The 14,812-nt window shown below is 63.7% G+C and carries 10 protein-coding genes; 2 read left to right on the top strand and 8 right to left on the bottom strand.

Annotation, left to right across the window (positions count from 1 at the left end):
• Window positions 1–52: 52 nt before the first annotated feature.
• The 6 genes from ASE67_RS06920 to ASE67_RS06895 all read right to left on the bottom strand — a co-directional run bounded on the left by ASE67_RS06920 (window position 53) and on the right by ASE67_RS06895 (window position 7,434).
• Window positions 53–1,555 (bottom strand): glycoside hydrolase family 32 protein, encoded by a 1,503-nt coding sequence (locus tag ASE67_RS06920; protein WP_055758304.1) that lies wholly within the window; start codon window positions 1,553–1,555, stop codon window positions 53–55.
• Window positions 1,552–2,928, bottom strand: coding sequence for a sugar porter family MFS transporter (locus ASE67_RS06915; protein WP_200922179.1), 1,377 nt, complete (start codon window positions 2,926–2,928; stop codon window positions 1,552–1,554). Before ASE67_RS06915 ends, ASE67_RS06920 begins: the two co-directional genes overlap by 4 nt.
• Window positions 2,921–3,883, bottom strand: a complete 963-nt coding sequence (locus tag ASE67_RS06910) for an ROK family protein (RefSeq protein WP_055759276.1) — start codon at window positions 3,881–3,883, stop codon at window positions 2,921–2,923. Before ASE67_RS06910 ends, ASE67_RS06915 begins: the two co-directional genes overlap by 8 nt.
• Window positions 3,884–4,120: 237 nt before the next feature.
• Window positions 4,121–5,206: an ROK family transcriptional regulator gene (locus tag ASE67_RS06905; protein WP_235511821.1), complete on the bottom strand. Its 1,086-nt coding sequence runs from the start codon at window positions 5,204–5,206 to the stop codon at window positions 4,121–4,123.
• A 1,118-nt stretch (window positions 5,207–6,324) separates the two neighbouring features.
• A complete protein-coding gene (locus ASE67_RS17705) occupies window positions 6,325–7,143 on the bottom strand; it encodes a phage antirepressor N-terminal domain-containing protein (protein WP_082456988.1) in 819 nt (272 codons plus the stop codon).
• Between the two features lie 24 nt (window positions 7,144–7,167).
• The gene (locus ASE67_RS06895; protein WP_055758298.1) at window positions 7,168–7,434 is read right to left on the bottom strand and encodes a hypothetical protein; all 267 of its coding nucleotides are present in this window, start codon (window positions 7,432–7,434) and stop codon (window positions 7,168–7,170) included.
• Between the two features lie 836 nt (window positions 7,435–8,270).
• Here ASE67_RS06895 and ASE67_RS06890 point away from each other — a divergent pair.
• The gene (locus ASE67_RS06890; protein ID WP_055758295.1) at window positions 8,271–8,945 is read left to right on the top strand and encodes a hypothetical protein; all 675 of its coding nucleotides are present in this window, start codon (window positions 8,271–8,273) and stop codon (window positions 8,943–8,945) included.
• 16 nt (window positions 8,946–8,961) lie between these two features.
• The gene (gene mobF, locus ASE67_RS06885) at window positions 8,962–11,838 is read left to right on the top strand and encodes a MobF family relaxase (RefSeq protein ID WP_055758294.1); all 2,877 of its coding nucleotides are present in this window, start codon (window positions 8,962–8,964) and stop codon (window positions 11,836–11,838) included.
• Between the two features lie 888 nt (window positions 11,839–12,726).
• On the opposite strand, the gene ASE67_RS06880 is transcribed toward mobF, so the two are convergent.
• Together ASE67_RS06880 and ASE67_RS06875 are read right to left on the bottom strand one after the other, a co-directional pair.
• On the bottom strand, window positions 12,727–13,812 hold the full coding sequence (locus tag ASE67_RS06880) for a hypothetical protein (RefSeq protein WP_055758290.1): 1,086 nt from the start codon (window positions 13,810–13,812) through the stop codon (window positions 12,727–12,729).
• Complete coding sequence (locus ASE67_RS06875) at window positions 13,809–14,645, bottom strand: hypothetical protein (protein WP_055758287.1); 837 nt, start codon at window positions 14,643–14,645, stop codon at window positions 13,809–13,811. Before ASE67_RS06875 ends, ASE67_RS06880 begins: the two co-directional genes overlap by 4 nt.
• Window positions 14,646–14,812 lie beyond the last annotated feature (167 nt).

Here is a 14,812-nt window from a genome sequence, read left to right as displayed (position 1 = left end):
GTAATGTTCGTCATGCTTCGGTCGGGCGTTCAGCCCGGTGCGGTCGCCCCGGTCATGGCCCTGCGGCTCCGGTCATCGGCCATGCCAACAGCATCAGCTTTGCGCTTCCGCCGCGCGCACTGGCGCTCCAGCGCAACTGCCCGCCCCCGCGAAAGAAGCGGTCGGTGATGGTGCGCGTACCGTCGTCGATGAACAGTTCGAGGATCGACTGGTCGGCCAGCAAGCGCAACCGCACGCGCTTGCCCTTCAGGTCCACCGGCGCGACATGGCGGTTGGCGAAGCCGTCATGGAAATGCGGCCCCGAACGGGTGCGGTCGATAAAGACCTCGTCGACGGTCGGGTTGATGCCAACCAGCGTCTGGTACCCCTGTTCGTCGGTCAGCGCGATCGTGATCTGTTCGGCGGTGCCGGTATCGATCTCGAAGGTCAGGTCCGCCGAACCGCCCGCAACCGGCAGATCGGTCGGCGTTTCGCCTAGTGTTGCCGCGAAATTCTGCCGCGCGCCGTGCAGCATCGAGACTTCGCGTACCGGCGCTTGCGCAATGCGATAGCCGGCGGGCGTCTTCTTCAACGTCACCTCGCGCGGCACGGTCATCAACCCGCGCGCCGGCCAGGTCGGAATCGCCTCGGCATAGCGCCAGTCGTTCGCCCATCCGATCCAGATGCGACGCGGGTCGTTCTTCGGCAGGTCGTTCCACGACACGGCGGCATAGAAATCCGCGCCATAGTCCATCCATTGCGCCTCGCCCGGCCAGCCCGCTACCGTCGTGAAGCGCTTCCCGTCGAAGTCCCCGACGAAATACTGCCCGCCCGAACCGCCGCCGACGGCATTGTCGCCCAGGTTGATGCCCAGCACCCAGCGCTTCTCGCCGGGCGCTCCGCCCTCCACCGGCAGTTCGAACAGGTCGGGACATTCCCAATTCTTGCCACGCCCGCCGGCCGGGCCGAAGCTGCTGGCAAAGGTCCATTGCTTCAGGTCGGGCGAAGTGAACAGGACGGCGCGATTCTCCAGCGCCATTACCGCGACCATGACCCAGCGTTTGGTGGGCGCGTACCAGAACACCTTGGGATCGCGGAACTCGGGCGATCCGACGCTCAGCACCTCGCCATGCACCGTCCAGGTCCGGCCCCGGTCGTTGCTGTAGGCGACATATTGCGACTGGAGCTTTGCCTTCGGGTTATGACCGGTATAGATCGCAACCAGCGGCGGTTTGCCGCCCTTGCCGAACCCGGTCGTGTTATTCCAGTCGACCACCGCGCTGCCCGAAAACGCCATAACGTCGGCGGTTTCCGGGATGGCGATCGGCAGTTCCTGCCAATGCACCAGATCGCGGCTAACCGCGTGGCCCCAGTTCATATGGCCCCAGCGGTCGCCGTGTGGGTTATACTGGTAGAACAGATGGTACTCACCCTCGTAATAGACGAGGCCGTTGGGATCGTTCATCCAGTTGGCAGCCGGCGCGAAGTGATAGGCCGGGCGCGGATCGGGTCGCTGTGCCGACGCGGCGGTGGTGAGCATCAGACCAGTCATGGCGAGGATCGCGAGCCGCTTCATGCCGCATTTCCCTTCAGATTCATGTCTTCCAGCGCGACGCCGTTCGTCTCCGGCATCACCCGCACCGTCCACACCAACTGCAACAGCATCATCGCGCCGAAGAAGGCGAAGACCCATCCGCCGACCGCGCTCGCCACGATTGGGAACAGCCATGTAATCGCCGCCGCGGCGACCCAGTGGGTGGTCGATCCTAAGGCCTGCCCCTTGCCGCGCACGTGGCTGGGGAATACTTCGGAAATGAACACCCAGATCACCGCGCCCTGGCTGATGGCAAAGGCTGCGATGAAGGCGAGCAGCCCGCCCAGGATCAGCATGCCGTTGGGCGTGCTGCGTTCGAGCTGGAACCCGACCATCAGCAGCGCTGCGGCACAAACGATCGATCCAACGAGCAGCAGCGGCCGCCGGCCGAACCGGTCGATGAAAAACAACGCGGCAACAGTAAACACCAGGTTGGTGCCGCCGACCGCGATCGACTGCAACAGTGCGCTGTCGGCACCCGCCCCGGCCAGTTCGAAAATGCGCGGCGCGTAATAGAGCAGCGCGTTGATGCCGGACAGCTGGTTAAACAGCGCGATTGCGATGGCGCAGGCGACCGGAAAGCTGTGCGCAGGCTGGAACAGGCGAGTGTCGCCCTGCGCTACGTCGCGCCGCTCCGCCGCCTCGATCCGCACTAGCTCGGCCTGCGGGTCGAGAAAGCCTAGCCGAGTCATGACCTTGATCGCTTGCCCGTTCTCGCCCTTTACCGCCAGCCAGCGCGGGCTTTCGGGCAGTAGGAAGGTGACCCCAAGGAACAACGCGGACGGCACCGCGACGATGCCGAACATCCACCGCCATGCCACTTCTGGCGGCAGCGACTGCGCAATCAGATAGTTGCTTAGGAACGCGATCAGAATGCCCAGGACAATGTTCAGCTGGTTCATCGCCACCAGTCGCCCGCGAAACTTCGCGGGTGATACCTCCGCGATATAGATCGGCGTCACCACCGACGCCGCGCCGATCGCCAGACCACCCAGGAACCGGAACGCGATCAGCATCGGCCAGCTCTGCGCCAGACCGGTGCCGAGCGACGACACGACATAGGCGATGGCGACCGACAGCATGATCGCCTTGCGACCATAGCGGTCGGCGGGCGCCCCGGTGACCAGCGATCCGATGACCGTCCCGATCAGCGCGGAGGCGACGGTGAAGCCCAGCGACGCATCGGTCAGCGCGAAACGTTCCTGCAGCGCCTGCGTCGCGCCGGAAATAACGGCGGTATCGAACCCGAACAACAGCCCGCCCAATGCCGCGCCGGCCGCGCTCAGCACGATCGCGGTCGTCGCCCGTGCATCGTCCACATCCTGCCGGCCACCCGGCGTCGCGACGCTATGCATCGGCGGTCTCCTTGTTCACGTGAAAGGGTTCGGCCGTGCGCCAGTGCATCGGCCATTGCCGGGTCGCGGTGCGATAGGCGAGCGCCAGCGCCCCAGTCAGCCCAGCCGATGCGCCCGCAGTCGGCGCGGCGATATAGTCGCACATGTCGATCGCCCGCATGCTGGCGTCATAGCCGGCGAGTTTCGCGACCAGCGCGGCGCGCACGCGCGGGTACATTTGCGGCTGCATCACGCCGCCGCCGACGATGATCCGGTCGGGCCGGATAACATAGGTCAGCGTGGCGCACAGCGCGGCGATATAGTCCGCCTCGATATCCCACGCCCGATGATCAGCGGGAAGCTGTTCGGCCGGAACGCCCCACCGCGCCCGCATCGCCGGCCCGCATGCCAGCCCTTCCAGACAGTCGCCGTGGAACGGGCAAATGCCGGCGAACGCCGCGTCACCGGCGGCGCGCGGCACCGCGATATGCCCCGCCTCAGGATGGTTCGCCCCACCATGCGGCGCACCGCCGATCAGCAGGCCGACGCCGATGCCGGTGCCGATGGTGACATAGCAGAAGCTGTCCAGCCCCTGCCCGCTGCCGAACAGCCGCTCCCCCACCGCCGCGCAATTAACATCGGTGTCGAGCGTCATCGGTGCATCGACGCCCTCGCGAAGCGTGCCCAGCAGGTCGACATTCTCCCAACCCGCCTTAGGCGTCGAGGTGATGTAGCCGTAATCCCCGGCCAGCGGGTTGAGCGACAACGGTCCGAAGCTGCCGACTGAAAATGCCGATAGTGCGCCATGGTCGCGCTGCGCATCGCGGAAGAAGGCGGTGGCCGCGCCCAGCGTTTCGGCCGGGGTGGTCGTGGCAATTCGAGTTTCGGTCAGGACGGTCCCATTACGGTCAGCGACGGCGCATAGGAACTTCGTGCCCCCCGCCTCAATCCCACCCAGCAGCAGTGGTTCGTTCACCACCGGTACCCCGCCCGGCCTTTACGACGCGAACCCACCCTCATCATCACTCTCCCCTCACCGCCGCTTTATGCGGTCCATACGACTAAATCTACAAAGGTGATTTAGTTGGTCAAGGGGAGAAATCAGCGCGTTATCAGTAACTTGGTTGGCAATCGTTTGCTGTTACCGCTAACCGGCCTAGGCGTTTTATGATAAAAGGGGGCATCTCTGCTATTGAGATCACGTTGGGCGGCGTCAGGCGCGCTTGAACAAACTGCTGAGATCAGGCGAATATTGCGCGTGCAGCGGCAGCAGCCCGGCCCCGATCGCTGCCGCCCGTTGCCCCAGCGTTCCGACCCGTATGTCGGGCGCAAAAAAATCTGGCGGGGCGTCGGCGGCAAGCTGCCGCTCGACCGCTGCGGCGATGCTGGCCAGCTCGTGCGCTTCGAGCGATCCGTCGAGAATGACCGCCTCCAGGTCGAGCAGGCTGTTGGCCCCTGCAATTGCAAAGGTCAGCGCCTCGGTGCAGCGGTGACGCCAGCCCTCCAGCGCGGCGGGCGTCGTCGCCCGGTCGCGGTCGTAGAGCGACGCATGATGAATAAGCGAATCGCGTCGACCGTCGACCATGACCGGCATCGACGCCAGCGCCCCGGCATTACCGTGCCGCCCCTGCACAACCTGCCCGGCCAGCACCAGCCCGCCGCCGACAAAGGTCCCGAGGTTGATGAACAGATAGCTTTGCAGGTCGCCCCCCGCCCCGCACAACAAATGCGCCAGCGTCGCGGCATTGCCATCATTGTCGAAAAAAGTCGGACAGTTCAGCCCGGCGCGCAGCCGGTCGGCCACGTCCTCCCGCCGCCATTCCGCCGCCTGACGTTCGGAAATGCCTAGCTCGTCGCGCCATTCGCCCAGAAACCACGGCATGGCAATGCCAACGCCCAGAAAGGTACCGGGTTCGCGCAGCGAAGCGGGCAGCTGTTCGTGCAGGAACCGGCCGATCCGCTCCACCGCCAAATCGATGGTCGGAAACGGGCTAGCATCGCGTTGCAGCGCCTGCTGCTGACCATCGAAATCTAGCAGGACCAGCGTCATCGCATTGCGCCCGATTTCGACACCAACCGTGTAACCACGCGCGCCGTTGATGCGATAAACAGTGGCCGGCTGCCCCATGCCGCCGGTGCGCTTTTCGGCTTGGAACAGCAATCCGTCGCTGTCGAGTTCGTCGATAATCCGTACGACTGCTTGCGGCGACAACCCTGTTACGCGCGCAAGTTCGGCCTTTGACGCACCGTTCAATCGCCGGATCGCCGACAGAATCAGCCGTTCGTTATACCGCCTCATCCCGCTAGCGTTCGTGCCCTTTCGCGCCATATGCATATGGGCATCCGCTCCATTTCGACCGTTGATCTGAGCATGCCATACACAGGATTCACTGGAATACCGCGCTTTGTAGCAATTTATCTCGCGCGCGACGGTTGAGCCCCGAGAGGTAAAAAGGCCTGATCCTGGCAAAGATTGGCGTCCTGGCAGGCCGGAGCCAAAGAGTACCGCTGGCTAGGAGCGCTGATGTTCCTGAGGTCCGGTCACGCGAGATTGAGCCGCGGCAGTCGGGCTCGAACACGCATTCCCGAGGCGATCGCCAAGGCGGACGGTCTCGTTCGCTTCACGGCGCATTCGACCGCGCTACCGCGAGCACGACGGACGCAAATTCCCGCTATTCGCAGCGCACGGTGGTCAGCACCAAGATGGACACCGCCCGCTCGCGTTGCGACCCCGAATTACACGCTTTTCCCCCCGCCTCGCCCGCGCGCTTTTCGTGGCGCTTTCGACGCATGCAGCGTCCCTAGCCAAACCGGCGGGAAAGCTGGGCGGAATGCCGCCATTCTCGGTCGCACCCGCGACGCAGATCGACGCAGCTGGCGAGGGTGCCGGCGGCGGGCCGTGTGAACGCGTTCGGTAGCGCGAAACACGGCGCGCGATCGCCAGCGAAAACCGGTCAGCGAACGCCCGAAAACGTCCAAATCGTGCACGTTTCGCGAGGTGGTTTAGTAGACAGGGGGGAGGCGGGAAACTTCTTATCTCTCGAACAGTCCTGCAATCTCAATGACTTGGGACGTTACAAAGACGCTTATCCCATCGTTACTGATAATAGACTTAGTTTCGAATATTTTAGTTTAAGAATATCGTGTCTTTACAGTGTGATAAGTGTTTTCGCCGGCGCCATGTAGGAAACGATAACGCCGAGCGTGTTACATGGAAAATGGCGGATTTCCGCCGTTTTTCCGGGGATCAAACCGGGGGATAAAGGAGATAAGACTTTTCCCGACCCCCCTCCCAAGCCGTGTTTCCGGCGGGGAGGCTCGTCCTCGGCCAGCGGCGGTAGCGCACAGCAGAAGGGCCGGAGCGCGCATCCGCGTCCCGGCCCTTGCCTGTACTCCGTTCGCCCGCCCGGGCAAAGCTCAGTCGGTGTCGGTGAACACCCAGCAGTGGATGCCGCCGCCGGTCAGACGGCTGTTGACTGTCTTCGCCGCGATGTAGCGCGGGTCGCTTGCCCGCAGCGCCCGGCCCAGCTGGGTGTCGAGCTTTAGCGTGATACCCGCTTGCTTGAACTCTTCTGCGAGCGCCGTGCGGTTGATGGCCAGCAGGCCGCTGGTCCGGCTGTGGTTGAAGACGACACCGCGTCGCTTCAGTTCGGCAATGCCCGCCCAGAAAGGTGCAACTGCATCAGAGGGATGCGGGGCATCGAAGCCCAGATCGTTCATTGCCGGCGGTGCCATGCCGATGTCGCGGCAGAGATCGCCGATCATCGCGTGGATGACGCGGCGTTCGGTACGGTTACGGGTGTGCTGCAGCTTTGCGGTCAGCCGCAGCACCTGGTTCTGGATCGCGATGCGCGACTGGATCGGCATCGCGGCCGGTAGCTGGCCCGCGCCGTGGAAGTGATCGAACAACACTCGAAATGCGCGCTCTTGATAGCGGACGACAAGTTCGCGGGTTACCGCATTCTGTGTCCGGTCGGGGTGTAGCGTTACCAACCACCCATGGAAGCTTTCCAATGAAAGCGTGATAGTTTCCTGCTCGCCCCCTAGAGAGGGTATCGTCGTTACGACGATACCTTTCGCTAGAACGGGATGAGTGCGAATCCGCTTGTGCTGCGATCCCCAGTTCAGACCTAACGCCTCGGCGATCGGCTTCATGACGACGTAAACGCCGTCATCCCTTCTAATGGTCGCGATCTGGTGCTGATCGAATGGGACAAGCTCGACGCTGGTTGCCATGGCCCTCCTCCTGTTGCTCTAGCTTCAGCCGCGACGGCCGTGGGAGAAGGTCATGTTGTCGAGCATGGTGCCCAACCGATCGCTCAGAACCAGCATTAAAGCCGACAGGTTGTGACAGGTGATTTCTGGCGTCTCGGTTGCGCGTTCAAGCCGGCCGTCGAAGGCAAGCTCTGCAACTCCGGCGAGCGCATCGCGCACTAGCGTCAGGTTCATGAACTCGTTCTCGCTGATGGCGTAATGGCCTTCCTCGTTCGTGGAACGGCGGGTAGTATTTGCGGTAGCTTGAGCCATGGGTCTGTTCCTTGGTTCGGGTCAGGCTCAGCGCAAGGTTGCCGCCTTGCGTTGGGCCGTCTTTTTCTCGTATCAATTAATTCCAATGTCAATAACTGGTACGAGAAAATCCCGAGGTCGCCCCAGGGTCGATGCGATACAGGTGTCTGTACGTATTCCGCCTGATGAACTGGCTCGCCTAGACCAGTGGATCGAGGAACAGCCCGACCGGCCGTCTCGACCGGAAGCATTGCGCCGTCTTGCGAAGTTGGCGATCGCGTCTGCGCAATGAGCAGCAGCCGGCAGCAATTCCGGACGGCAGTCCGGGCGGTTGCCCGTTGAAAGCCCCGGCCATCTTCCGAACAATCGACAAGCAACCAAACGCCCTACCACGACGATAAAAGGGGGTCAGGAAGCACACATCACGCTGCGTTCAGCAGTGATAAGTGATTGTTTTAGCACAGTTATGACCGGTTACTAACGTGGCAGGCAGCTGCGTACGTTCGCCAACAACGGATTGTTGGATACTTTTCCGCGCCGTCGATCCACTTGCGTATCGCTCATTTCTGTCGATCCTGACCGTCGTGACCCCCGGCGGACGGGCGGCAGCAATCACAGGACGAACCAGTGAGAACGACCCTTTGCGCCTCCGAGGCAGCCACGGACGCGGCTTGCCCCTGCCCCAACGAAGCGGTCGTGCGGGACATCGATCGGGTCATCACGGACCACCTAGGCGTGCTGGATGCCTGGATGGGTGCGCTGTGGCGCGTCCGCGATCGGGCCGAGTATGAGGGTGCCCTGCCCCCGCCGCGTCGTCCGACCACCGGATGCGCGGCGGCGGCGCACAGGGGGGACACATGAGTTTCGGACGCAAGGCGCTCAGCAAATCGATCTCGTTCGCGCCGGATCGCTACGCGATGCTGAAGGACGAGGCGGACCGGGAGGGTATATCGTTCAGCGCGCTGATCGAGCGGTATCTGGCGACGGCCATGGAGCAGCGTTCCGACGCCGAGGACGCTCTGCCTTCCTTGCCTTCACCGTCGGTGGCGGCGGTCCCGGCGGTTCGCATCGAGCCAGCCACGCCGGCACCGATCGAAATTGCGCCCCGCCCCGCCCGCGTACTGGAGGCCGAGCCGACCGTAGATGGAGCACCGCCGCCGCGCCGTCGGCAACGCTACGCGTTCGAAGGCTCGACGGGGCTCGGTATGCTGGTCGGCTTCATCGCAGCGCTCGCCGTACTGCTGCTTGTTCCCGGTGACGGCGTCGTCGCTGAGAAGATCGCGCTGGCCGCATTTGGGATGCGCGGCGATGGGTATGGCGCGGGCGTGATGCTGCTGAACCGGCACGCGGGCGAGGACGACATCACCCGCTACCTGTTCGCTACCGCCAACATTCCGGACAACCGCAAACGACTGTTCGCCTGTGCCAAGCGCGCCGGCAAAGGCAGCGATTATCGCGAGCTGGAGCCATGCCGGATCTACGTTCCCGGGCAGCGGCGTGAGCGCGAGTTGTTGCAGGGCATCGTTCGGTGACGTCTGGACGACCGTCATGCTGACGCCGGCGGTCGTCCGGTCCGCTTCCGGGGCGGCGAGCTACTATGCCGCCGACAACTATTACACCGATGGCCAGGCGACCGAAGCGAGCCTGTGGGTCGGCGAAGGTGCTGCGCAGCTCGGGCTGACCGGAGAGGTTGGCCGCGAACCGTTCGAAGCGGTGCTGCGAGGCGAGCTTCCCAATGGCGCGACGATCCCGGCCGGGGTGAATGGCAAGCATCGTGCTGGCATGGACTTCACCTTCTCGGCGCCGAAATCGATGTCGTTGCTAGCCTATGTTGGCGGTGACGCGCGGTTGCTGGCGGCGCACATGGCATCGGTCCGCTCGACCGTCGGATGGATCGAGCGCAACCTTGCCGAGACGCGGGTGGCGAAGGACGGCGCGCAGGAGACGGTGCGGTCGAGCAACCTGGTCGTCGCACTGTTCCAGCACGATACGAGCCGGGCGTTGGATCCGCAGGCGCATATCCACGCGATCATCGCCAACGCGACGCGGGGGCCGGACGGCAAGTGGCGGGCGGTTCACAACGACGCGTTGTGGGAGGGGTATTCGACCGCCGCCTCTGTCTACAACGCGGACCTGCGACAGCGGGTCGAGGCGCTGGGCTATTCGACCGAGCGCGTTGCCAAGCATGGCCAGTTCGAGATCTCGGGCATCCCTCGCGAAGTGATCGAGCGGTTCTCCACCCGGTCCGCCGAGATCGACGCGGCGATGAGGGGCATGAAGCATCAGACACCGGAGGCCCGGTCGGCGGTGACGATCGGAACCCGGGCCGCCAAACCGGTCGAGATCGACCGGGCGGAGTTGCGCGGAGAGTGGGTAGCGCGGGCGGAGAAGGCCGGCATCGATCTGCCTTCGATGGCGTCGGAAGCGAGCCGGATTGCGGCTCGCAGTCCGACGGCTTGGCGACGGTTGGTCGATGGCGCGCGGGGTGTCGGTGCGCAGGGCTTGGCACTGGCCGAGCGGCTTGGCATTCGGGTGAAGGCGCCGGACCCGTTGGTGCCGGAGCGCACCGGGCGGTTGGACCCAACGGCCTTCGCAGCGGCGCACGCGGTCGCTTCGGCCGTCCGGCATCTGGCGGAGCGTGAGGCTGCCTTTCCTACCCGGGAGGTGCTGAAGACGGCGCTCGATATGGGCGCGCCGGTCGGTGCGGCTGCGGTCGAGCAGCGGATGGCGACGTTGGTTGGTCGCGGATTGCTGATCGCGGGTGCTGACGGACGGATGATGACGACCGCTGCTGCGCTGGCGACGGAGCAGGCGATTGTTGACGGTGTGGTCGTGGGCAAAGGTGCTGTGGCCCCTGTTCTGAAACAGGCCCAAGCGCAGGAGCGCGTTGCCGCGGCGGCGCGGGCGGACGGGCGGCGTTTGAACGCTGGGCAGATGAGCGCCGCCACCCGCATCCTATCGAGCGCGGATCGGATCGTCGCGGTTCAGGGTGTGGCCGGCGCTGGCAAATCGTCGATGCTGAAGCCTGCGCTGGCGATTGCCGCCGAAGAAGGGCGCGCCGTGCTCGGACTGGCGGTGCAGAACACGGTTGCGCGGCGGCTCGGCCAGGACACCGGCGTCGAAGCGCGGACAGTCGCCTCGTTCCTGCACGAGCACGACGGGCGCGATCGGACCGACCAGCACGACCGGCGATCGGCTGCGTTGCTTCGGGGCGCGGTCGTCGTGATCGATGAAGCGTCGATGCTCGGCAACGACGCGATGCGGCGGCTTGTCGACGTCGCCAATCGCTATGAGCTCGGCCGCCTCGTACTGGTCGGGGATAGTCGGCAACTGGGAGCGGTTGAAGCTGGGCGACCGTTCGACATTGTCCAGCGTGCCGGCGACACGGCGTTCATGCCAACGAACCTGCGTGCCGCGAACGACGAGATGCGCGCGATCCATGCTGCCGCGCAGGCTGGCAACGTCGGCAAGCTGATGGGGCTGTTGAAGGCGGACACGATCGAAGCGCCGGGCGAAGGGGCCGAGACCGTCGCGCGGATTTGGATGGCCCTGTCGCCCGACGAACGCGGGCGCACCGGCATCTACACCTCCGGTCGCCAATTGCGCGCAGACGTGAACAGCGAGGTGCAACGATTGCGGATCGCGGCCGGCGAGCTGGGCCAAACGCCGGCGCGGTTGTCAGTCTACGATCCTGTTCACCTGAGCCGCGAGGAAGAGCGGATGGCACACCACTACACTCCCGGTCACATCGTGGAGTTTGCGAAGGATTTGCCGAGTCAGGGTATCGAACGCGGGCTGGCGCTTGTTGTTCGATCGGAACGCGGGGTCGTGACGTTGCAAAGGCGCAGCGGCGTCGAACAACGCTACCGGCCGGGTAAGCTGGCACCCAATCGCGTCGAGGATGCGGTTCGGGTCTATGAGCTGCGCAAGCTCACGCTGTTCGCCGGCGACCAGTTGCGCTGGACCGGCACCGATAATTCCCGCGGCCTGGTCAACGCCGACACCGCGATGCTGCGGGAGGTTCGGCCGGACGCGCTGTTGATCGAAACCAGCAGGGGCGACCGGATCGAACTGGCGCCGAAGGATTCGATGCTGCGTCGGATCGATCTCGCCTACGCAACCAGTGCTCACGCTGCGCAGGGTGCGACGAGCGATCGAGGTATCATCGCCGCCGACAGCCGTGAGGGACGCTTGATTTCTACTAGCCTGATGAGGGTGTTGGCCACGCGCGTGCGAGAGAGTGTTACGCTCGTCGTGGACGATGCCGTGCGGTTAGAGCGGGTTGCCGGACGTCGGGATGGTGCGAAGACGGAAGCGTCGATTGTCGGAGAAGCCGCCATGAAGAGCGACCCCGTGCCCGAAAAGCAGATTGCGCTCGAAATGACCGGAAAGGAGCTGGAACGGTCGATCGAACTCGAGATGTAGCAAATGGTGGGAAACGGAACGGCCGCTTTCGGACGGTCGATCACAGCAAGCTGCCGCTGCTTCAGGAACTGGCTAAAGAGGCACGAGCGCTTGTTCCTGGTACATTGCCGCTGGTCCTGTTTGGCGCACCGCAAATCAGACAGTCGCGCAGACACTCTGACCGAGATCCTGTGCCGTGGTTCAGATGACCCAATCCTAAAACCGACCTATTTGCTGTGGCGCTTTGTCAGCATCACAGTGACACGTTAATTGTGACAGCCCTCTCACATCACGCACCGGTTAAAGCGCTCAAGGTCAACAACCGCGGATGTCGCGGCCTCCTCAAACGAGTGCGTTGAGCCGAGGCACCGACACCATTTTGACGCCGGTGCTGCCTGTTTGACGCCGGTGCTGCCTGACGGACAACTGAAACTATTACTGCATCATATCGACATGGTCCGTCACAATGATCTGGATGTCCCTCACCAAGCTGTCGCAGTGCTTCCACAGAAGCCGGTACGGGGGCGCCATCGCAACTTAGCCCTCGTCTTCGACCCCGTCCGCCCGTAGATCCTCCGGATCTCGGTGGCATTCTCCGTCGCCTTCAGCTCACCGCTTGGCGGACCGGACAGCTGCGGATCGCGAGATCAACACCCTCGAACGCGATCGTCCCAACAGCCAGCTTAAACATCAGCGCCTCACGCACGGCTGGCCCGATGCATACTGCAAGGACCAAGTACAGCCGATCTTACGATGCGGTAGAATCAGTGACTTGCGAGATAACAACCATGTTAGAGGGCAAGGACAATCACTTTGCTAAGTACAGGCATATAGTTTATTAGGAAGTTGACTATCCAACTACGTTTTTTTAGAATTTTACCAGAATAGAAGGGCACAGTATTCGCCTGGTTACAGAAGGCGCCACCAGGTCGCTCCTCCCTTCGTTCGTTGAGTTGATCCATCGATCAAACCGTCGCGCAGCGCCGCCGCGATCGACGCGCCTTCGGCACTCGTGCCATCGTAGAGCTCGTAGTAGGTCGAACGACCATGACGTTCGAACCTCGCGACGGGGTCCTGCATCGTTGCCAGCTCCGGCAGCTGTAGCTTCATCGTGTTTCGACGACCGTTCGACAACGACTGCGTCATCGAACGGCGCTTCCCGGACCGATCGCGAACGATCCGGTCGCTTTCGAAAAAGGTATCGAATACGCTGAAGGGTATCTGGGTCTGCGTGGCGCCGCGTCCGTGTCGCAGCCTCATCAGGAGGACCTTGCCGTTCGCACTTGAAGCCGCCGCGCCCGTCTCATCGTCGTACACGATTATGACGACACCCCAGCCGAACGCCGCAGCCGCCCGCGTCAGACCCGGTAGGTCCGTCGGGACGATCGGCGTCAAGGAAGCCGGAAGCGATATCTGCAGCATCGTGTCACGCAGCCGAACTCGGATGCCTCCGAGATTTCCCAGCTCCCGCAGCGGCATCTCGGCGGCCAGAATAGATCGCCGTACGTCCGAGATCGCGAGCCTGCGGATGTAGCCGTCGAGCCTCCAACGATCCGCGACGACCGGTCCCCAGTCGCGCCCGAGCCATTCGTGCGCCGCCCACGCGTACGGACCGGCTTCCACTCCTGTTCCTTCGACCAGGTTCAGCATCGTGAGGGGCGCCGTCCGCGCGATCTCGCCATGTATGGCAACCGTTTCCTTCCAAAGCGCCGGACGTGCGCCCACGTACACGCCGTCCGCCCACAGGAAGACGTCCACCCAGCAGTCCCCGATGGCAACCTCCCGGTGGAGATGCTCTTCGAGCATGACGACCAGATCGGCGGCATGGTCACAGAACGATGTGATCCGGGCGTCGGCGTCACCGGCAGGCGACGCAGCCGCAACATAGAGAGCATTGCTCCCCGGTGCTCCCGCGTAAAGCGGAAGGGCGAAGCCGTGCTGGGTCAGCGGTTCGAAAGCGACCAGACGCAATGCGGAATGCCCTACAGCGCTCATGCCGCTGATCGATATCCGAGCCGATCTGCCACGACGGTCTCTATCTCGCGAGCGTAGCTGTCGGGCGTCTCGTTCGGTCTCCAATCATACGTGGCAAACTCAACGTCGAGGCCTCGCAGCGTTTCCAAGAACGCGACGTTCGTGCCCCTCGGATCCTCTAGCAGCTGCTGCGGAAACACCAGCAGTCGGGCGTGCCCCCCGCGAAGATCGACGGATCTCGAGTACGCCACCTCTATCGCCGAGGCCCGTCTATCGGGCCGATCGCGCCCGGGAGCCGCGAGAGAAGCGATCGCGATCCAGCTGCGGGATACTGACATCCAGGCGGGCAAGGACAGCTCCAACCCGCTCCTGAGTCGCGCTTCGTAGTATGCTCTGGTCGAGCCGAAGCCCCATGCCACATGCCTCATGCCGGAGCGCAGATCAGGGTCCAGTTCGTAATCCTCGATGTAGATCGAGGGATCGAGAACGTTGTCGTAGTAGCCTGCCATGAAGGCGCCGGTGTCGAACGGATACACATGATGCGGTTGCGGCAGCGCCTCGGGCGAGAGCACGATCGCGAACGGGAACAAATTCAGCTGGTCCGCCTTCTCATCCCCCTTGGCGAATCTGTACGCCGGACGTGCTAGGAAGAAGTAGAGCAAATCCTTATCGAAAACCGGACATCGGCGAGCCTCGATTAAGCCGCTCGACACGATCCGGCGTCCCCAGCCGACCGAAGTGACGTGGATGAGTTCCGCCACTCGCGGCTCAAGGCCCTCAGCCCCCGCCGCGACGTCGACCAGCTCGCGCTCGCCGCCTACGCCTCTGGGCCTTCTCCTCGCGTCCGGCTTCATCCGTCCTCGTTGGGCTGACTACTCCGCAAGGCTACACCAGGCCGTCGTCCCTCGACAACCTCGCTCTTCCGTCAGTGCCGAAAAGGACCTCTGGAGCGTTGACGGACGGCCTGGCGGCATGGCGCATTCGGCTTCTTGCGGATCATGTGCCGGCGCGCATGACGGAA

It is taken from the genome of Sphingomonas sp. Leaf23 (assembly GCF_001421585.1).
GTDB lineage: Bacteria > Pseudomonadota > Alphaproteobacteria > Sphingomonadales > Sphingomonadaceae > Sphingomonas.
The sequence above is the reverse complement of the archived record's forward strand: the minus strand, read 5'-3'. Positions and strand labels throughout refer to the sequence as shown.

Bases quoted from the DNA above. Each gene is read 5' to 3' on its own strand.
- ASE67_RS06920 (WP_055758304.1), bottom strand. From the start codon at position 1,555: ATGAAGCGGCTCGCGATCCTCGCCATGACTGGTCTGATGCTCACCACC.
- ASE67_RS06915 (WP_200922179.1), bottom strand. From the start codon at position 2,928: ATGCATAGCGTCGCGACGCCGGGTGGCCGGCAGGATGTGGACGATGCA.
- ASE67_RS06905 (WP_235511821.1), bottom strand. From the start codon at position 5,206: ATGAGGCGGTATAACGAACGGCTGATTCTGTCGGCGATCCGGCGATTG.
- ASE67_RS17705 (WP_082456988.1), bottom strand. From the start codon at position 7,143: ATGGCAACCAGCGTCGAGCTTGTCCCATTCGATCAGCACCAGATCGCG.
- ASE67_RS06895 (WP_055758298.1), bottom strand. From the start codon at position 7,434: ATGGCTCAAGCTACCGCAAATACTACCCGCCGTTCCACGAACGAGGAA.
- ASE67_RS06890 (WP_055758295.1), top strand. From the start codon at position 8,271: ATGAGTTTCGGACGCAAGGCGCTCAGCAAATCGATCTCGTTCGCGCCG.
- mobF (WP_055758294.1), top strand. From the start codon at position 8,962: ATGCTGACGCCGGCGGTCGTCCGGTCCGCTTCCGGGGCGGCGAGCTAC.
- ASE67_RS06880 (WP_055758290.1), bottom strand. From the start codon at position 13,812: ATGAGCGCTGTAGGGCATTCCGCATTGCGTCTGGTCGCTTTCGAACCG.
- ASE67_RS06875 (WP_055758287.1), bottom strand. From the start codon at position 14,645: ATGAAGCCGGACGCGAGGAGAAGGCCCAGAGGCGTAGGCGGCGAGCGC.